Raw genomic sequence first — 19,465 nt, forward strand, 5'->3', positions numbered from 1 at the left:
TAGTTTCAATTAACTTTTCTAGTTGTTCAGGTGATAATTCACCAATTTTTTTTGAATTTTATCACTTCTTATAGCACTAATTTTATCAACCATAATATGAGATTCTAAATTAAGACCATTTAGCTCTGTAGGAGTTAATAACAGGCGAAAAGTTGGGGCATCTATTAAATCCGTTGTTAGAGGGCAAACTGTTATACTGGGATGATTTTTATATAAATTAGGTTGAACAACAACAGTGGGGTGAGGTTTACCATAATCTCCAGATATTACACCAAGCAACAATATTTTTTTTTATTTCTATTATTTCCATTCATCTAACCAACTTTCTTCATTGTGTTTTAACCATAAGTCAGCATCAGGATTGTTTTCTTTACTAGCTAATAAGGATTGACGTTTAGCTTCTTTGGCTAGGTCTGAATTTTCTAGTTGTTTAAGATATATACGTATTGCTTCACTAATTATCCAACTTTTTCCACGGTGTAAATCATAAGTTGCTTTTTCAAGTTTTTTACTTAAATTTATTTCTAAGCATATACTAGTCGTAATACTTTTTATCCTCCTTATAATATTAATTGTAACACAAAGTGTTACATATCGCTAGTTAAATAAATTTACTTCTCAAAACGACAAAATGCTCTACTACTATTTTGCTTAAGAAAATCAATAATTTGTATTACTATAGAATTATTGTTATATTTCTCGGCAACTTGTTTTATACGCTCAGCAAAATTACTTTCACCTGAGAAGATTTCTTCGATAGCTTTTAAAGCACTTAAAGACTTTACTTTATCAAACCCTTTTCTATTCATACCGATTAGATTTAAGCCCTCAAGCACCGCACGTTTGCTACTTACAAGCCCAAACGGTATTACATCTGCTCCGACCGGCGATAGCCCGCCGATCATCGAATATTCACCGATTCTAGCATATTGATGTACGGCAGACAGTCCGCCGATTATTGCATAATCACCTACCCCAATATGACCTGCTAGGTTTACATAATTAGCAAATACTACATTATTGCCGATTTTACAATCATGACCTATATGGACGCCGACCATAAATAAATTATTATTTCCTACTCTTGTCACCATTCCGCCGTCTTGGCTTCCTGCTTGTACCGTAACATATTCTCTAATAGTATTATTAGAGCCGATTATCGTGCTGGATCGCTCATTAGCATATTTTAAGATTTGTGGAGGTTGACCTATTGATGCAAAAGGATAGATTACGGTATTTTCGCCGATTTCGGTAATCCCTTCAATTACTACATGGGATTTTAGCTCGACATTGTCATGAAGCACAACTTCAGGACCTATAATACAATACGGTCCGATTTTTACGTTTTTACCAAGCTTTGCACCTTCTGCAATTACAGCTGTAGTATGGATATTAGAATTTGACACTATTGTCCCTATGCTTTATCTTTAATCATTGCGGTAAACTTACTTTCTGCAGCTATTTCACCTTCGACCGTAACCGTACTTGAAAATTTCCATACGTTAGCTCTTTGCTGATCAATAACAGCGTGGATATGCATAGTATCCCCCGGCTGAACAATTCTACGAAATTTTGCATTTTCGATAGCCATTAAAAACACTTCTTTATTCTTAGTAGAACCTAAAGATTTAGCAACTAATATAGCAGCTAATTGTGCCATAGCCTCAACCATTAGAACACCGGGCATAACAGGCCTTGCTGGAAAATGTCCTGTAAATTGCGGTTCGTTAGCAGTAACGTTTTTAATACCTGTTATTGATTTGTTAGGATCGATTTTAAGTACTCTATCTACTAATAAAAATGGATAGCGATGAGGTATCCAATCCATGATTTCGGTAATATCTATAATCATTTATTTAGGTCTCTTCTTTAATGTAAATTTTCCGTCATTGTATGAAATAAAGTACTAAAATCAGCACTTTTTGCTAATTTTTTTGGATTGCCACGTGGCCTATGGCTGCTCACAATGACGACTCAGGTATTCATGCAATAACACAGCTCTTTTCAATAGCAAGCTACTTTTTTAATTTGCTATTAGAGGTCTTTAGTAATTGTTTCATAATAATAGATTGTCTATGCCAATCCATGATAGGAATTGCAGGGCTGCCGCCGACAATTTTACCTGCTTCTATATTTTGTGCTACACCGCCTTGTGCCGCTACCTGTGCTCCGTCGCCTATATTTAGATGTCCGGCGATTCCTACTTGCCCTCCAAGAGCACAATATTTACCGATCGTGCTACTTCCTGCTATACCTGTCTGTGCTACGATAATAGAACCTTTACCTATTTTGACGCCATGCCCTATTTGTACTAAATTATCTATGCGGCATAAATCTTTTATAATTGTATCTTGAAGTGATCCTCTATCAATAGTAGTATTTGCACCGATTTCAACATTATTGCCAATTTTAACTATTCCTATATGAAATATTTTGTGATGTATGCCTTTTTCGGTAGAAAATCCAAACCCGTCTTGTCCAATTTTTGCGCCTGCAAGTATTACGACGTCGTCGCCTATAATTGCATAATTTATTGAAACATGTTGTTCTATTCTAGCGTTTCTGCCGATATTTACGCCTCTACCTATAAAACTTCCAGCTTCTATAATACTATTATCACCTATAATAACATCGTCTTCAATAACTACATTGTGACCTATATAACAATTTTTTCCGATAGTCGCCGAATCTGCAACAATAGCGGATTTCATTATTTTAGCAGGGTATGATTTAATAGGAGCATAAAAAAAATCTATTAATTTGCTGTAAGCAAAATATGAATTCTGGGCGTGTAATAAAACAGTATTTGGATTTGCTTCTCCCGTAAAATTTTTCGGTACTATACAAGCAGCAGCTTTAGTAGTTTTTAAAAATTCGGAGTATTTAGGATTGCTTAAAAAGCTAATATCATTTGGTGATGCTTCCTGCAGAATTTTAATATTATGAATAGCTATATCTTCATGAATCTTAGGAGGTTCTATAATATCATGTAAAAAATCTATAATTGCCGTTAGTTTTCGTGGCCCTAGATTTTTATAAAAATTACTATTTACCATATAACTTTAAGCAAATTAATCATTAGCGACAGTATATAAGTGATAGTTTTATTATGCAACAAAATTTACAGGTGGCATAAAAGGTATTGCTAAGTAAAGAATGATATCGTCATTGCAAGCAGCCGTAGGCTGCGTGGCAGTCTCATGAAATAATAACAAACTCCTGAGATTGCTTCGTCAATTGCTATGCAATTTCCTCGCAATGACGGAAAAACTGATCCACGCAACAACGTCTACTTGATTGTAAGATCTAGGAAAAAAATAGATAAAAAGTCACAAATATTAATTTACATTGTAGCTATTTTTTGTTGCTGAATTATAAAGTTTTTTTGAAATAGAAGTAGCTGTTTTTAGTACAAATCTTATCAATTTTTACAAAAATATTAATAATCTAATTTTTTAAAGCCTAAATTATATTAACTAAATCAAGGTATTGAAAATGTTAGAAATAAACAACTTAGCCTTTGCAGGTGGTGGAGTAAAAGTCATCGCGTATGCAGGGGCTCTAAAGGCATTAAAAGACAAAGATTGTTTAAAAAAATATCCAGAAAGTAGTTGGAGCTTCCGGTGGTGCAATAGCTGCTTTCTCCATAGCACTAGGATATCAACCGGAAGAAATTGAGGATATACTTAAGAGAATTGATTTTAATACATTTTCAGATCATACTAGTAAATGGGACCAAGTGTATAATCTTGTATTCTACGGAGGGTTAAATTCTGAGAAATATCTGGAAGAATTTTTAGGGCAATATTAAAAGACAAGGGATTTGACCCCGATATTACTTTTAAAGCTACATGACAGTCAAAAAACAAATATAGATTTATACGTAGTGTGTACTAATCTTAGTACTCAATTTCTGGAAATTCTATCTTATGAAAATGCTCCTGATGAGAAAGTCGTAAAATTCGTATACGCTTCAGGGGCTTTTCCTATATATTTTCAGCTCGTACAAAAAACTGTTCAAGGAGTAGTTTCAACATATGTGGATGGTGGAGTTACAATTATCCGGTTGAGGTGTTTGATGATAAAACTGCAGCACGAAGTCTCCCTCAAACAGATAATAAAAATTATAAAACTCTTGGGTTTAAACCAATCAATAAAGAAATATTAGAAGCTTATCAGAATGGTACAGAACCTAAACCGTTTGTGGATACTACTACTGTTGTGGGTTAACTATATGCATTAGCTGAAGTTCTCACAAGCTCTGACTTGATAAGTTGTTTTCAGAATCATGATAGAACAGTTTTTATTGATGATCATAATATGTCAGCTTTAAGTTTTGATATCACAGCTGAACAAAAAGAAGTATTAATAAATTCAGATTATTCTGCAACTTGTGACTATGTGACGAGAATGGAGAATATGATGCTTGCAGGACTAGGAGTAAACGATTCTAATGATAGCCTTGTATTATAACAACGCGAGTGGATAACCCGCTATTCGCTTTAATCTTGTTTTACAGATAGCATAAAAACGTTGCAAACGACTGTAAGCGTTGTTGCATGGCTCGGAAAACCCGCTCGATGTCATTTCCGCGAAAGCGGGAATGACATAAAACGAGTCATGTGAGCAATACCAATTTTTGAAATCAATAATCATATTGACTTGTTTAAAGTTTTGCTTAGAATCATCTTGGAACAGCTAAGGTTGTTCTGGAGTATAGAAACCTCCATCAACAGGCGGTAAAATCACCGTTAAATTGATTTATTCCTCGATATTTTATGGTCGGGGAGGTAGTAGTCATGTTCAGGGCTTAGAGTATTAATTTTAAGCCTAAAAACTACTCAGCTGTTCTTGTTGACGGTGTTTCTAACTCCCTGATCACCAATCGGGTTTTAACTTAGCTTCTTGGTGATCAAACTTGAATCATTTAAGTTTAACTAAGGAGAACTAAGCCATTATGAATAGTAGAAATAGCTATTATTGAGCCATATCTAGATTTTTTTATTAAAAATAAAGACTTATTACGTGAAATTTATCCAAATGGTATAAATAGGGAATTAAGAATAGAATTTATTTTAGTTAAAAAACCTTACGCATCATATTCTTACTACAAATTAATTAGAAATTTATTCAATTTATCATACCGAAAATTATACTTATAATCGATAAACAATTTTTAAAAGCATCGCTTGGTTTATTTTTTCAATTATTCTTGGCACTGTATTATATCTAAACTTAGTTAAAATTTTTATCTATGATAAGGATGATTTTGTATTGAACATACGAGCTTTAAAAAGTAATGAAAATTACTTTAAAAAACTGATTAACTGGGAGTAATTAAATAAGCAAAATTTAAATGGTGGAGGCAAGTATACTCAAATGCTTTCAAGAATTGAATTTTATTTTGAGAGGTGAGAGGATGCGAATCCTTGATAAAATGAAAGAGCAATTTTTGAAAGCAGAAGAGTATAGACGATTTGCTCCACCAAGCGACAGTATATTAAGTAATACTTTATAGATTCAGGATTATTATTTTGTTCTTGTAAATAAGATGCTAATAGTTCCTTATTTACTTTCACTTTTTTATAGAATTTTGTAGCATATGCAATTTTAAAAAAATTATCTAAACCATTGTTACTTAAAAAAGTTTTATTTAGAAATGAAGCTAAATTTTTTAATAAGTTTTGTTGTTTTTCTTGCAATAATTCCCTTACCTCAGCAAATGCTTTGTACATATCTGCGTAGTAGCTTGCAGCCATATTCCCATTATTGTCAGCACGAATAATCATCTCAGGTGGCAGCAGCTTAATAAACTCTAGAGAAACTGCTATCATGCTTTTTTTAGCTGCAAGCATTAACAATGTCCTTCTGAATTTATCAATAGCGTTAATATTTTCCTCAAACATTCTTGGAATAAGCTCTATACAAACATTATCTAAATCACGCCACATAGCCTTTGTTAATGCAGGCTGACCACATATATTCTCGATCGTATTAATAAGCCTTGTCAGACATCTTAGGAATAAGTTTTAAACAAGCTTCTTCTAAACCTGCATCAGCAGCTAAAATTAAGGCTGTATTACCATCCTCATCGGATTGATTAAATAAATTAGTATTTTTTATTTTATCAATTAATTTTTCAACTTCTTTTTTATCTTCATCTTTTATGTGTATTACACGTGTTAATTTTTCTAGTAAAGATATTAGTTGATTATATAATATTTCATCTGATTTTTCAGGTATTGATTCTTTATGTATTCCAAAAATTTTTTTATACGTATAAACATAATTTATCCTTATTAACCTAAAGTTAATTAAAATTAAGAAATAAGTTTACAGATGAAATAGAAATTTAATTGAAGATATAAAATAACAGGATTTAAAGTAAGGAATGGTGGTGGCCACGGTTGGAATTGAACCAACGACACAAGGATTTTCAGTCCTTTGCTCTACCGACTGAGCTACGTGGCCGTATATACTCGATGAACTTGAAAAATTGGCTTCGTCGTCTTTGTAAGTCCTCGGATACTCACGTATTAGTAGTATACGCTCCGCTCCTCGGCTTACAGACTCCTTGCTCTTTTCCAAGTTGATATTCGTCTATACTATTCTTTCATTTATTAGGATGTAAGAACAAGAAATATAACTTAAGCTTATAATAGATTAATCGGCTTTTGTCTATTCTTAATTAGTAATATTAGACAAAAATACTTAATTATGATATTATGAGTGTTTATTTTTATAACGGTTTTTATGATCAAAATCGGCAATATTAAGCTTTCTTCAAATATTATACTAGCTCCAATGTCGGGTGTTACGGATTTGGAATTTAGAAGATTGGTGAAAAGATTTGGTGCAGGGCTTGTAGTTTCTGAAATGGTAGCAAGTAGAACAATGATTGTGGAATCTAGGCAGTCACTAAAAAAAAGTGCCATTATATGTGATGATGATGCAACAAGTGCTTGCGTACAGCTAGCAGGCTGTGAGCCGAATGTGATAGCAGAAGCTGCTAAAATGAATGAGGGTATGGGGGCAAAAATTATCGATCTTAATTTTGGCTGTCCGGCGAAAAAAGTAGTAGGCGGTTATTCAGGCTCAGCTCTAATGAGGGATGAGCAGCTGGCAGCTAAAATTTTTGAAGCTACCGTTGAAGCGGTTAAGCTGCCGGTAACCGTTAAAATGCGTATGGGTTGGGATGATAATACGAAAAACGCTCCGACTTTAGCCAAAATTGCTGAAAGCTCAGGTGTTCAGATGGTTACCGTTCACGGTAGAACTAGATGCCAGTTTTATTCCGGTAATGCCGATTGGGATTTTATACGATCAGTTAAAGAATCGGTAAAGATTCCGGTTATTGCTAACGGTGATATTACTAATTTTGCTAAGGCAAAAGAAGCCCTACAAAAATCCGGTGCAGACGGTATTATGGTCGGTAGAGGAGCATATGGCAAACCTTGGCTTATTTCGCAAATTGATCATTATCTTAAAACAGGTGAAGAAAAATCTGCTCCCTCTATAGCAGAGCAGCTAGATATTGTAACCGAGCATTATGAGGCAATACTTGATTATTATGGTGAATCTGTGGGCATACCTATTGCACGTAAGCATATTGGTTGGTATAGTAGCGGTTTACCGAATTCAGCAAAGTTTAGAGGTGCTGTTAATTTAATGAACAATCCTCTAGCTGTAAAAGAGAAAATTGTGGAATTTTATACGAGCGTTATGGAGACGAATAAATTAAAAGAATTTTAAATTTTATTTTTGTAATATTGTTTTTTAGTTTAAGCTATGCAAGTGAAAAAGCAGTAATTATAACTGATTATAAACCGGTATTTTTGTTTGTAATTGCTGAAAATAAAAAAATAAGAATTGCTGTTCGTTCTTATTTAAATAATGAAAAATCATATTTCGTTTTAGTAGATCCGAATTCTTTTAAAACTGAAATAGCCCTACAAGAGCTGGTAATTTTACCTAAGAATAAAATAGAAAAAGAAAATCTTCTAAAAAAATTAAGTAAAACTCCGTATATTAAAGTTTTAAATAAATATAGCTCTGCACCTTATATACAACAAAATTACGGTGCTACGAGTAGCATGATGTATAAAGTAAAAGGACAGTTCTTGACAATTGACATGTGTCCTTCTTCCAAAAGCTCTTAGAATTATCGATCAAACTAAATAAACCTATTCCGATTGCTATATGTGTTTCAGGATTATGGATTAATAAGCATACAGAAGAATTCTTATGGTTATTAAAACAACAAGAAAACGGTTATTTACAAATAGCATGGGTTTAATCATTCATTTAGTCATCCTTATTTTAAAAATAAACCTCTTGAAGATAATTTCCTTCTTTCCAATAAAGATGATTTTGAAAATGAAATATTAGAAGCAGGGAAAATATTAGTAAGTTATAATATTGCTCTGTCACCTTTCTTTCGTTTTCCTGGATTAGTTTCCAATCAAACATTAATAGAAGAACTAAAAGATTTGGGATTTATTCTGCTTGGGAGTAATGCATGGCTTGCTAAAGGCGAAAAAGTTCAAAATGGTGGTACACGGTAATAGTAACGAAAAAGCCGGAATGGATTTAATTATGCCGATGTTACCGGAATTAAAATTACTTCCTATTGAAAAGGTGTTTTTATTACATAGACAATTGATTAGTTAGATATTAATAATACGGTAACCCATAGTTGTTCTTATATCACATGAAGAATATGAAAAATTTAATCAGCTTGAAGATATATATTGGGCAATGCAAACAAAAAATGCGAGTAAAAGTGATTTTTTATCAGAGGAAGAGAGTAAGGATTTTTTAAATAAGATATTAAATATCTTTCTTATAGGAAAAAGAAATGATGGAGAAGTTTATTAATTATTTAAAAGAAAAATTAAATGGTTCATAATTATAACTTAACTTTTCTAGTAGGGCTTTTATCTCTTTGAATATCAAGTTTTGTATCGAATAGCGGAGAATCTTGTAAAAAATCAATAAGGGAAGATTCTTGTGAATTTTCTTTATGATTTGTTATTATACTACATAAACGTTTATTATTATCTAATACTTCTAGATTTACTTCGATTAAAGGCGGAGTAAGTAAATGCTTAATAATTTCAGACCATTCTATTAAAATTAAATTACCGTTTAATGCCTCTTCAAATCCAAGTTCATAAATTTCTTCAGGTGATTTAAGACGATACAGGTCATAGTGATATATAGTGAAGTTAGATGCTTTATACGTTTGCAGTAAGTTAAAAGTCGGGCTTATAATGCTTGTATTTTCACCGCAAAAATATTTAATAATTTCACGACAAAAAAATGTTTTACCTGCTCCAAGGTCACTGTTAAGTAAAACTATATCATTTGGTTTTAAGCTTTGTGCTAAAAGCTTTGCAAGCTTCTTTGTCTCTTCTTCGCTATTTAGTGTATACATTTTTTAACTTGATAAATCATTTGTAAATATTGATTCTGAAAAGTGTTGGAACCTATATTCTGCACATTCCAGTTTTCGCTATTTAATATTATTATTTTAGCGTTTAATTTGTCGTATAATCGTGAATTTTGTTCATTACTTAAAACAAGACATTTGTTATTAGACTCTTTAATTAAATCTTCTAGCTTGCTTATATATCGGAGGCTTTTTTGACTTTCGCTATATAATTTTGCAGTTTTATTAGTATTAAGAAAAAAATACTCGCTACTGTCACTTAATAAAATTACGTCTTTTATCGTTGCAAGCTCATTATTTTTAATCTCTTGTAGCTTATTTAATTCTTTAAGTGCTGTTGAAAGGTTATTATTAATATCTTCTTGTAGCTCAGGAAAGTTTTCACTAAATATTCGTGCAAATTCCTGTAGTAAAATCACAGCATTATTAAGATCAAGCCAAATATGCCAATTATCTTTTATAGTGGTTAAAGATTTAATATCACTGATTTTTATAATGTTTTTGCTATGATTATCAATTAATTTCTCGGCAAAACCGTCAAATTGTTCATTAATATAAATTGCTATATCAGAATTTTTGACTTTTACTAAATCACTAGGTTTTAAATTATAATGATGTGGGCAGTCACTACTAATAGCTAAGCTCTCGATATCCGCTTTGTCCTTAACAAGCATCGAGACAATACTGCCGATTGGCGTAATACTTACAACTATCTTAGGCTTAGCATAGCTAGTAAGGCTGAGGAATGTAAGGAATAGTAATGCTAGGTATGTCATCTCTGCGAAGGCTTGCTTACGTTGATACCAAATCGTCATTGCGAGCGACTGAAAGGAGCGTGGCAATCTCAGAATTTTGGCACGAGACTGCTTCGTCAAAATTTTCAATTTTTCCTCGCAATGAGGGTTTGACATACTAGCTCTCATAATTTCGCCAACAACTCTAATTTACTAGGTTTAAAATCCTGCTCTATCCAAAAATTTTTTAGATATTCTAGTTTTGCTCCTATCTCTTTTTTTTCTATATTCATATTTAACAAATCATTACCGTTTACTTGGAATTTAGGACGTAATAACGCATCATATTTAAGGATAAATTCTTTTACTTGTGAATGATTTAATTTACCGATTATGCTAGCTGCTAATAAATATTCCTTATAATTCTTTTTTTCAAACCAAATTTTTTTCATGTTAAATTTAGCGTCATTCAGAAAGTTCGTTATTGATAATATTTGCATTGCTTCATGTTTTGAGAATTTCCAATCTAGAAAGACTTTTAAATTTAAATCTTTTTGACAATATAATAAGAGTGCATATCGAGTAACTAATTCTAATTTAAAATCATTTGCCTGCTCAAAAAATTTTATTTCATAATTTTGGATAGAGAATATTAGTTCTAATATTCCTATTTCAAACATAGCTTTTAAAATTTGTGCTGCTCTTTTTGAAACAATAATTTTATCCATTTCGCTTTTAATTCGCTCTCGTGATAAAGTTTTTAAGCCGTCTTTTAAAGCTTTACATGCTTTAAAGCTGCCATCATCAAGCTGATTCGCATAATAGCTAGAAAACCGAAAAAAGCGTAGAATTCGCAAATAATCTTCTTTAATTCTATCTAGAGTTTTTCCTATAAATACAACCTTTTCCTGCTGCAAATCCTTAAACCCTTCAAAATAATCATATATCTCGTTCTTAAAGGGACAATAACTTAAAGCATTAATAGTAAAATCTCGTCTTACGGCATCTTCAGCAAAATCGTTGGTGAATATTACTTTGGCATGTCTACCGTTACATTCAATATCTTTCCTAAGAGTTGTGATCTCAAATTTTTCATTATTTAAAATAGCTGTAATCATGCCGAATTTTAAACCGGTCGGAATAGTTTTTATTTTAGCTCCAGATAAAATATTTATTACTTCACTAGGTGTCAAATTAGTAGCTATATCTATATCGTAGCTACCTTTCTCAAGTCGATCTCTTGGATAACTTGCTTCTAAAGGTAATTTGTACGTCGATCCGGTACTCGAATCCTCACGTACGTTTATGTACATTGCGATTCTGCGTTCCGTGTTTCCTTCAAATTCCTCTTTATTAGCTTTGTTATGCAAGAGATCTAGTAACGCATCACGTACGCAGCCGCCTATAAGTCTTGCTTGTCCTTTTTCATTTAAGAGACTCAAGATTTTTCTATATCCTTTTGAGGGGATTTTTAGTATTTTGTGTGTAACTTGCATTACTCGATTTTACCTAAAGTATCGGATAGTTTTTAAAAAGACTTTGATGTCATTAATGTTAAAAACTAGCATTTTTTACTGGATTGCTTCGTCAAAATTTACAGTTTTTCCTCGCAATGACGGATAAACCTATCCACGCAACAATGCCAAGCGGGAATGACATAGAACAAAAACAGTCCGGTACTAAGATTTTACCGTATATTCCTTTTTATTGCAAAAGATAAGTATAACAGGGCTTTTTTTTAACAAAATCTTTATTAATCGTTATTAAGCTCCCGCGGCATTTAGATTTATAATTGAGATTAATATGAATTTCAGCTTTCTCACAATGATTATCTTTATTAATGACAATTTTTTGTCCGTAGTTGGTTAAAAATAAAGGTAACACCATACTATCTTTTTGTCCAAACCAATTAGCTCAGTAAGTTCTATTGAAAGCAGGTATTTTATCAGCATATATTACTAGTTTATTTTCTTTATCTTTAACGCCTACCGCCATATGATTTGCATCAAATATTAATTCCGGCTTTGGGGAGTAGAACATAAATATAAAAGATATTGCCATGATTGCAAGACCAAGCAAACGCCAAGCAGTTTTCCATATACAAATCCAAAAAAGCCGAATAAAAAGAGTAATATGCTGAAATTGGTAATATAACCGAAATACCATACAGCAGCCGGTAAACTATTAAAGCTGATTTTATTATTATATCAATAAAGAATCCCATAAGCTTTAGGATATAGTTATCAAACTCGATCATGGTAAAAGGCAGAGATAACAAAGCAAGTGGCATAAGAAAAAATGACGTTATCGGAACGACAATGAGGTTAGAAAGAATTGATTAATTACTACAGGTGCCGTTATGATGCTTGCTAAGATAAGAAGCTTGAATAAATATTTGAGGCTGTATAAAATTTTACTGCTCTAAAAATGCCTTTCTTTTCTCCAAGTAACCATGAATTCTTTAAGTAAAATTCATAACCAGCAACAAGCGATAATACGGCGATAAAAGATAATTGGAAACTTGGATAAAAAATATATTCGGGATTTAACGATAATATTATAAAAGCCGCAATTGCAAGTGAACAAAGGGGAAAGCAAGAGCATCCAATAATAATACCGTAAATAAAAATTGCAGCAGTAATAAAAGCTCTAGTCGCTGCTATTTTGCATACCGCTTAGTTCTAAATAACCACAGCTTCCTATTAGCGAACAATAAACAGAGATTAATTTTATATTGAAATTATGTGCCAAATAATTTGAAAGATTTAATAAAAACCTTGTAGTAAGGAAAATAATCACCACGACTAAAGATAGATGCAATCCTGAAACACAAAGCACGTGTGATATACTGCTTTGCCTCATATCCTGCATTATTTGCCTGTTTAAACCTTTCGTCTCGCCAAGTAATATTGCAACTACAAAATTCCCTTTATCTTTTCCTAGCTTTTCTATTAAATTATTATAAATATGGGAACGCACTCTATAAATAAAACTATCAAAATTTGTTTCATTACGTTCTATAATTTGCGGCTCAGACATCGCATAGCCGTTTGTTCCAATATCCGATAGATAAGCGTAAAAACCAAAATCATAACCTTATACTATTTTGCGGCTTATAGAGCTTAGCAAACAAAGTAATTCGGTTATTTACCCTAATTTCTTGTATATAACTTTTTGTAAGTTACGATTAATTTTTTCTATTTTTATGCGACTTAATACTACTTATCCTCCTATAATAGTCGGTTTTATCGATTCTATTTTACCGCTAATTTTAGTGATGATAGCTTTATAAAGCATTTCGCTATGTAAATTTGTTACACGATATTTAGAGATGAATATGCCAAAAATAAAAGCAATAATCATTCAGTAAGTAAACTGTAAAAATATATTAGAATTTCTAGTAAAGGTTAATATTAAACAAACACAAAAAATGAAAAAATTGTTGTAAATGAAAGCTCAAAATCAAGCGAAAAATAAACAATAATACCGTAAATAAAACTAACAAAATACCAAATATTTAAATTATTATACTCCCAAAGTTATTTTAAAATATTGTAGTGTTGTCATTATACTTCATATCTTGTTATATTTTCAATAATTAGAACAAAATTCTCTTGTAATTATAAGTTAAGTTAACTTATATATTGCTCTTTAATTAACTTATTTGTTATAATATCTAAACGTTTATGTATATAAAATTTTAATTTAAATTGAGATGTTTGTAATGAATAAGTTAACAGAACAATTTTTACTAAAAAAATCAAGATTTTTAAAATATTCTCTGTTTGCCTCTATTTCAGTAGGAGCAATAATTGCAATACCTTTTGAGGGTATAGCGATGAGTAAAGAAGCATTTCGTATCGACCTCAGTAATAAATTGTTGAATAACTTGTCACAATTAAATGGAAACAAAGATACGACAAATACCCCGCAGCAGATAGGAACAGTAATTGTACCGGAACCAGAAATAAACACATATACTCCATCTGAAATAAGAGAAATGAAAATATCTAACAAACCTAAGGCATCTAATCCGTTAAAAGATGTTCCTGTAGAGGATCATTATAAAGTGGTAGCACGTAGTAAGTCTGATGTCGGGAAAGCAAGAAAAGTACGACCAATTACTAGGCGCAAAACATTTGTAGGCACTGGAAAAACGGAACAAAGTCAAAATACTTATACTCCTGAATCGACAGAACAAATGCCTCAAAAACCAGAGATTATAATAACAGCGTCTTCGCCTACTGTTAGCCCAGCTTCAAATAGTTTTGTCACTGCACCTAATACACCAAATACTACCCTGACATTACCTGAACATTATACTACGGCACCTGGTAGTACTTCATCATCAACACTGGCGACTCCGTATCAGCCTACTCCAGATTCTAAACCAAATGATAGTTTAGGAGCTAATACACCACCAAACATAAACACAAACTCAAAGGCAGCACGAAGATTATCGTTTAGCAGTAGCGACCCGCAACAACAGGCAGTGCAATCTAGCTCACAGATTAAACCAGAAGTTCCTTCGAAGCTGACATTTGTACCGTTGCCTATAAAAAAAAGCAGTACTGAAATTGCAGCAGGAATGGTAAGTAATATATCACGAGTTAATGAGATGATAGGAATCAAGTTAGCTGAAGTAACACAGGCTATTAAAGATACCACAGGTAAAAAAAATAAAAAACCATTGCAGAAGTTGTATACGCAGCTGACTTCAGCACAAAAAACAACAGAAGCACTCAAGTCAAGAGCTGAAGAGATAGAAACAAAAATCAAAATAAGTGAAAATAAAAATAAAATAAAGAAACTTGAAAAAGAGTTAACAAGTAAAAACAATGAAGCAGATAGATTATTTCAGAAAATAGAAAAAATAAATATTCCAGCAAATAAAGTTTCGATAAAATCGCAGGAAACAGTTCCGGTTACAACGGCGTCAACCAAAGTTAGTGCGTTTCAAGCACAGCAAGCAAGAATTGATGAGGCTCGGCAAGGTATATTTGATAAAAATAAATCGCGTGGAGATAAGGCAAGAAAAAGTAGTGCTGGAACAGAAAGAGAAAAGAAAAAACAAGAAGCACAAAAGCAGTTATCGGAAATAAAGAAACAAGAAAAAGCTATAAAAACGGCAGCAGATAAAGCTAAAGAAGTAGTTGCTAGTGTGAAAAAAGAAACAAGTAGAACGGCATTACGAGCCATGCCAGATGAAATGAATGGTTATTCTGAACAATTAAATAAGATAAAGGAAAATCTAAAGTTATTAACTCCTGTTGTTTATAATAGTTCTACCGGTTCTACTTATAAGCAGCCGCAAAAAGCAAAGCCAACCATACCATTAAGTCATGGGGTTCAGAGAATTTTAGGTGAACAACCAGAGGATGCAGAAGGGTATTTAGTGCCAATAAAAGTTCAGCAGCAAATGTTGCCGAGTCAAGAAATAGAGGACCCTAAAAGTATGGGTTCAGGCTTGGGGAGCTTATCAAGCGGCACTTTAGGTAAAGAAATAGATGAAGATGTCAGATTTTATTCAGGTTGGGGAAATATGCCGTATACGCAAGCTGCTAATGTGAATAGTTCATTAGAAGGTAATCTGGCGTTAGGTATGCTGCAGCAGCAAATACAAGAAAATCGTTCAAAAGTATTTGGACAGCTTCCAAGTCATTCAAAAGATATTTACGAGACTAAGGCTTCACAATGCATTAATTATTTGAATAGCATGCAGCCAAATCAGTCAAATCAAGCTCAAATAGATGGTGTAATAGATAGTTTAGCAACAGAAATGAGAAAGTTAAGTGCAGATCAATTTAGTCAAAAATTAGGTGAGATTGCACATTTTGCCAGTATAAAGGCATATGAAGGTTTGTTCGCGAAATTATATGAAATTCAGCAAGCTAAAATTCCGGAAACTCAAAAAGTATATGAGCAAGCGGAAATATTTCAGTCTTATGCAGAGTATGAAGAGAATTCAAGCAAAAGTGATACTCCAGTATTATCACGCTCGTCTTCAGCTAAAAGTGTAATATCATCAAATTTTGAAGAAAAATCAGCATTGTTACAAACCACAACTACAGATGAAAACTTGAGATCTGACAAAAATTGGAAAAATTCTGCACCATATTCTTCAAGTCCAAAGTTTGACAAAAGAGGATTAGACTATTTAGATTTAGCTGGTGACGCGTTCGTTCAGAATCTAAAACAACCTGATACGTTAACTATAGAAACTCTTGGTTTAATAACGCCAACACAAAATACAACGGTTGCTAAAAGTGACTCATCGAGGAAAATAGAAACAGATACAGATGTAGATGCTTCAATATATAATACTGCTCCCCCTGAGGTACTAAAAGAAGCTGAAGCTTTACTTGATAGATCACAAGATAGACTAAATTTGGTTGATAGTACTATTAAAAAAGGTACACAGCCATTATCTAATTTATCTACTATATATGAGTCGGTTAGTAATGAGAATTTAGCATCAGAAACAATATATAAGACAGAGCAACCTAAGCCATCTATAAGTTACGAGAATACTAGTAAACGAAAATTACCTATACCATTATTCAGAAGTGCCGAGCTTGACAAGAAATTAGAGTATTTGGATTTGGAAGATAAACTATTAAAAGTAGAGGAAGCTAGAATAGTTAAGGAAAAGCAAGCTATTGCCAAATTGAATCAAGATCCAGAAAACCTAGAATTTAAGCAGTTAGCTATAGAAGCAAGAGACTTATCTTCAAAAGAATCACAATTAAAAGAAAAAAGGCAAGCCATAGAAGCCGCATTTTCTTTAAATGAAGAGTATTCAAGCACAGATGTATCAATATCACGTTCCTATTCAATTGATGATATAACCCGTTCACCTTCGGTTAGTGGCTTAGAGGATTTAAACAATTCTAATGTTATGAAATTAGGGGGATTAAAATCTAAACATGAAAAAATAGCCAATGATTGTAAAGCTAAGGAATTGGAATTAGATACTTTAAATCACGATGATCCAAAATTTAAGAAGTTAAGGAGCGAAGTATTTGAGATATCGAAAGAAAAGATTTTGTTAGAAGGGGAGATAAAGCATCTAGATACTGAATCTAAACCTAAGGTAACTGAGAGTAAGCCGGTATTTTCATGTTCATCTTCAGTTGGTAGCATAAACAGCTTCTCTAATGGTGATGATTTGAGTAGTCGTGATGTTGTAACTCCAGTAGATACTCTAGCTATAGAAATTGATACCTATATAAGAGTATTAAGCAATAAAATACAAAAAATAGAAGAATTGCCTGATTCAAGTTCTAGAAGTGAGGAACTTAATCATATTAAAGAAGCAATAGCTTATGTAAGTAATCGTATACAGGATGTAGAGGAATTAAATGAAGAAATGCTTTTAGCAATAAATGCAAGATTACAAGAACATGATGAAAAAATTTCTTCGTTACTTCTAGAGAAGTATACAGGCGAAGAAGCTGCAGATATTCTTGCTCAGTCATTGTTACAAGAAATGTTAGTGTCGGATGGTAAATCAGAATCTACCTTACCCGCAGGAGATGAAGAACAAGAAGACACAGAAGTAAGTAGACAATTATCTTCATTACCTGCACTTGCATCAAGTAATGAGTGTGCATTAGCATTAAGTGATGATAGAGAAAAGGAATGTTTAGCATTAGGTGATGGTAGCGAAGATGAAGAAAGTTATGATTCAGGGTTTGAAGAGGAAGAAGAAACAATAGGGCAATTATCCGATTCCGATGGGGGTAATCTTAAAATAACGGAAGTTGATACGGCTATTCCTCTTGAACAGGAAGCAAAAAAAGAAATGCAAACGCAAATTTCAGAAAACGCTCCTACTTTAAATCAAGCGAAAGTTGTTAATACTATTGTAAATAATATGATTCGTAACAGATTAGATGCATCTATGAATATGTCTAATAATATGGTAGCAGTGGCAGCCGGTGATGAAGAAGAGTCTCATATAAAAAGAGGTTTGTGGATGCGTGGTATGTACGGCACTAATAATCATGGACGCGTTGAGAATATGACCGGTTATAGAGGTACTAACAAAGGTGCTACTATTGGGTTCGATGCTGAAATCGACAATAATATCGTAGGTATAGCTTATAGTAATGTTCATTCAGTATTTAAATTTAAAAATAGTAAAAATAATGATAAAGAACTTATTAATAGTCATGTGGTTTCTATTTACGGACAAAAAGAATTACCGAAGAATTTTGCACTACAAGCTTTAGTATCTGCTTCTAAAAACTTTATTAAAGATAAAACAACTTATTCATATGGTGATACTAAAATTAGAAGTAATATAAAACATCGTAATCATAGTTATAATGCGGAAGCATTACTGAATTATAATTATCTTTTGCAGAGTAAGCTCGTTATTACCCCGAATATCGGTTTAAGATACGGGAAGTCACGAGACGGGGTATATAATGAAACCGGTGTTAACGTACAAGAAATAGCTCTTACAATGAAAGAGAATAATATATTGTCTGGAATTGTCGGTACTAAAGTCACAGTACCTTTAAAAGATGCTCTAAAATTTAATAATTTAGGCCTAACCTTCCAAGGAGCGGTAGAACATAATTTTAAAGAGAAAACCCAAAGAATAAATAGAGTTGTTAAAATATTTGATAATACATTCAAACATGATTATCTAATACCGAAGCAACCGAAAACATCCTATAATTTAGGAACGGGTATTATAGGCAGTATCAAAAATACTACTATTTCGTTGGATTATAATTATTATCTAAATAAACATTATAGAAGTCATCAAGGTAGTGTTAAGCTTAAGGTAAACCTATAATTTTTATACTTGCAATATTTGCAAAGGTGTTGTATAAAACTTCTAACTTACTGTCATGCCGTGGTCATAGCCATGGTATGACTAATATATCTATATTGCCTACTTAAAATTAAGGCCCCTTCGTCTAGCGGTTAGGACACCACCCTTTCACGGTGGGAACACGGGTTCGAGTCCCGTAGGGGTCACCATTCTATATTTTCCTATAATATAAGATCTTAAATAATCTAATTTTAAATTCAGAATAAAGATAATAGTTGAAAAATAATAACTTTTAATTTATAACGTTTCAAAAATTTGATTGAAAATACAAAGTTTAGTTCAATTAATATTATACAATGCAACTAATAAAATTTTATGAAGTATATTTATGAAAGCAGATGTGTTTTCTTCAAAAAACCTAGTTAACTATTCTCAAACTATAAGTGACTATCAAACAATTATAGTGTATCTAGAAAGCATGCCCCTTCATTT

General features: G+C 32.4%; 16 protein-coding genes, 2 tRNA genes and 3 pseudogenes. 8 read left to right on the plus strand and 13 right to left on the minus strand.

What is annotated here, in order from left to right; translation table 11 throughout:
• Positions 1 to 18: 18 nt before the first annotated feature.
• The 5 genes from ACPKKV_RS01350 to lpxD all read right to left on the minus strand — a co-directional run bounded on the left by ACPKKV_RS01350 (position 19) and on the right by lpxD (position 3,056).
• Positions 19 to 279 (minus strand): type II toxin-antitoxin system PemK/MazF family toxin, encoded by a 261-nt coding sequence (locus ACPKKV_RS01350; protein WP_392505810.1) that lies wholly within the window; start codon positions 277 to 279, stop codon positions 19 to 21.
• 21 nt (positions 280 to 300) lie between these two features.
• Positions 301 to 573, minus strand: a complete 273-nt coding sequence (locus tag ACPKKV_RS01355) for a hypothetical protein (RefSeq protein ID WP_392506912.1) — start codon at positions 571 to 573, stop codon at positions 301 to 303.
• Positions 574 to 611: 38 nt separating this feature from the next.
• On the minus strand, positions 612 to 1,406 hold the full coding sequence (gene lpxA, locus ACPKKV_RS01360; RefSeq protein WP_392505812.1) for an acyl-ACP--UDP-N-acetylglucosamine O-acyltransferase: 795 nt from the start codon (positions 1,404 to 1,406) through the stop codon (positions 612 to 614).
• An 8-nt stretch (positions 1,407 to 1,414) separates the two neighbouring features.
• Positions 1,415 to 1,852 carry a 3-hydroxyacyl-ACP dehydratase FabZ gene (gene fabZ / locus ACPKKV_RS01365; protein ID WP_392505814.1) on the minus strand — a complete coding sequence of 146 codons (438 nt, stop codon included), beginning with the start codon at positions 1,850 to 1,852 and terminating at the stop codon, positions 1,415 to 1,417.
• Between the two features lie 163 nt (positions 1,853 to 2,015).
• The gene (lpxD, locus tag ACPKKV_RS01370) at positions 2,016 to 3,056 is read right to left on the minus strand and encodes a UDP-3-O-(3-hydroxymyristoyl)glucosamine N-acyltransferase (RefSeq protein ID WP_392505816.1); all 1,041 of its coding nucleotides are present in this window, start codon (positions 3,054 to 3,056) and stop codon (positions 2,016 to 2,018) included.
• A 590-nt stretch (positions 3,057 to 3,646) separates the two neighbouring features.
• Here lpxD and ACPKKV_RS01375 point away from each other — a divergent pair.
• The 4 genes and pseudogenes from ACPKKV_RS01375 to ACPKKV_RS01390 all read left to right on the plus strand — a co-directional run bounded on the left by ACPKKV_RS01375 (position 3,647) and on the right by ACPKKV_RS01390 (position 4,473).
• Positions 3,647 to 3,811 (plus strand): hypothetical protein, encoded by a 165-nt coding sequence (locus ACPKKV_RS01375; RefSeq protein ID WP_424492231.1) that lies wholly within the window; start codon positions 3,647 to 3,649, stop codon positions 3,809 to 3,811.
• Positions 3,812 to 3,886: 75 nt separating this feature from the next.
• A pseudogene (locus ACPKKV_RS01380) lies at positions 3,887 to 3,997 on the plus strand (alpha/beta hydrolase); the annotation flags it as partial.
• Between the two features lie 74 nt (positions 3,998 to 4,071).
• The gene (locus ACPKKV_RS01385; protein WP_392505818.1) at positions 4,072 to 4,230 is read left to right on the plus strand and encodes an alpha/beta hydrolase; all 159 of its coding nucleotides are present in this window, start codon (positions 4,072 to 4,074) and stop codon (positions 4,228 to 4,230) included.
• Positions 4,231 to 4,266: 36 nt separating this feature from the next.
• Complete coding sequence (locus ACPKKV_RS01390; protein ID WP_392505820.1) at positions 4,267 to 4,473, plus strand: alpha/beta hydrolase; 207 nt, start codon at positions 4,267 to 4,269, stop codon at positions 4,471 to 4,473.
• A gap of 926 nt (positions 4,474 to 5,399) precedes the next feature.
• Here the strand turns inward: ACPKKV_RS01390 and ACPKKV_RS01395 are convergent.
• Positions 5,400 to 5,951 carry a hypothetical protein gene (locus ACPKKV_RS01395; protein ID WP_392505822.1) on the minus strand — a complete coding sequence of 184 codons (552 nt, stop codon included), beginning with the start codon at positions 5,949 to 5,951 and terminating at the stop codon, positions 5,400 to 5,402.
• 444 nt (positions 5,952 to 6,395) lie between these two features.
• Positions 6,396 to 6,471 (minus strand) — tRNA-Phe (locus ACPKKV_RS01400).
• Between the two features lie 282 nt (positions 6,472 to 6,753).
• Here ACPKKV_RS01400 and dusB point away from each other — a divergent pair.
• Both dusB and ACPKKV_RS01410 read left to right on the plus strand, forming a co-directional pair.
• Positions 6,754 to 7,752: a tRNA dihydrouridine synthase DusB gene (gene dusB / locus ACPKKV_RS01405; protein WP_392505824.1), complete on the plus strand. Its 999-nt coding sequence runs from the start codon at positions 6,754 to 6,756 to the stop codon at positions 7,750 to 7,752.
• Positions 7,737 to 8,670, plus strand: a pseudogene (locus ACPKKV_RS01410) (hypothetical protein). The gene dusB and the pseudogene ACPKKV_RS01410 overlap by 16 nt, the downstream one beginning before the upstream one ends.
• Positions 8,671 to 8,908: 238 nt before the next feature.
• Here the strand turns inward: ACPKKV_RS01410 and tsaE are convergent.
• The 6 genes and pseudogenes from tsaE to ACPKKV_RS01440 all read right to left on the minus strand — a co-directional run bounded on the left by tsaE (position 8,909) and on the right by ACPKKV_RS01440 (position 13,548).
• On the minus strand, positions 8,909 to 9,436 hold the full coding sequence (tsaE, locus tag ACPKKV_RS01415; RefSeq protein WP_392505826.1) for a tRNA (adenosine(37)-N6)-threonylcarbamoyltransferase complex ATPase subunit type 1 TsaE: 528 nt from the start codon (positions 9,434 to 9,436) through the stop codon (positions 8,909 to 8,911).
• Positions 9,424 to 10,374 carry a metal ABC transporter solute-binding protein, Zn/Mn family gene (locus tag ACPKKV_RS01420; RefSeq protein ID WP_392505828.1) on the minus strand — a complete coding sequence of 317 codons (951 nt, stop codon included), beginning with the start codon at positions 10,372 to 10,374 and terminating at the stop codon, positions 9,424 to 9,426. Before ACPKKV_RS01420 ends, tsaE begins: the two co-directional genes overlap by 13 nt.
• Positions 10,371 to 11,681, minus strand: coding sequence for a palindromic element RPE1 domain-containing protein (locus tag ACPKKV_RS01425; protein WP_392505830.1), 1,311 nt, complete (start codon positions 11,679 to 11,681; stop codon positions 10,371 to 10,373). Before ACPKKV_RS01425 ends, ACPKKV_RS01420 begins: the two co-directional genes overlap by 4 nt.
• 418 nt (positions 11,682 to 12,099) lie before the next feature.
• The gene (locus tag ACPKKV_RS01430) at positions 12,100 to 12,351 is read right to left on the minus strand and encodes a hypothetical protein (RefSeq protein ID WP_392506955.1); all 252 of its coding nucleotides are present in this window, start codon (positions 12,349 to 12,351) and stop codon (positions 12,100 to 12,102) included.
• Positions 12,351 to 13,047: pseudogene (locus ACPKKV_RS01435) on the minus strand (ComEC/Rec2 family competence protein); the annotation flags it as partial. The pseudogene ACPKKV_RS01435 and the gene ACPKKV_RS01430, both read right to left, overlap by 1 nt.
• Before the next feature lie 360 nt (positions 13,048 to 13,407).
• Positions 13,408 to 13,548 carry a hypothetical protein gene (locus tag ACPKKV_RS01440; protein WP_016769795.1) on the minus strand — a complete coding sequence of 47 codons (141 nt, stop codon included), beginning with the start codon at positions 13,546 to 13,548 and terminating at the stop codon, positions 13,408 to 13,410.
• Between the two features lie 361 nt (positions 13,549 to 13,909).
• On the opposite strand from ACPKKV_RS01440, the gene ACPKKV_RS01445 reads away from it, so the two are divergent.
• A complete protein-coding gene (locus tag ACPKKV_RS01445) occupies positions 13,910 to 18,994 on the plus strand; it encodes an autotransporter domain-containing protein (RefSeq protein ID WP_392505833.1) in 5,085 nt (1,694 codons plus the stop codon).
• A 113-nt stretch (positions 18,995 to 19,107) separates the two neighbouring features.
• Positions 19,108 to 19,182 (plus strand) — tRNA-Glu (locus ACPKKV_RS01450).
• The last annotated feature ends 283 nt before the right edge of the window (positions 19,183 to 19,465 follow it).

This window comes from Rickettsia finnyi (genome assembly GCF_049668125.1).
GTDB classification, from domain to species: domain Bacteria; phylum Pseudomonadota; class Alphaproteobacteria; order Rickettsiales; family Rickettsiaceae; genus Rickettsia; species Rickettsia kotlanii.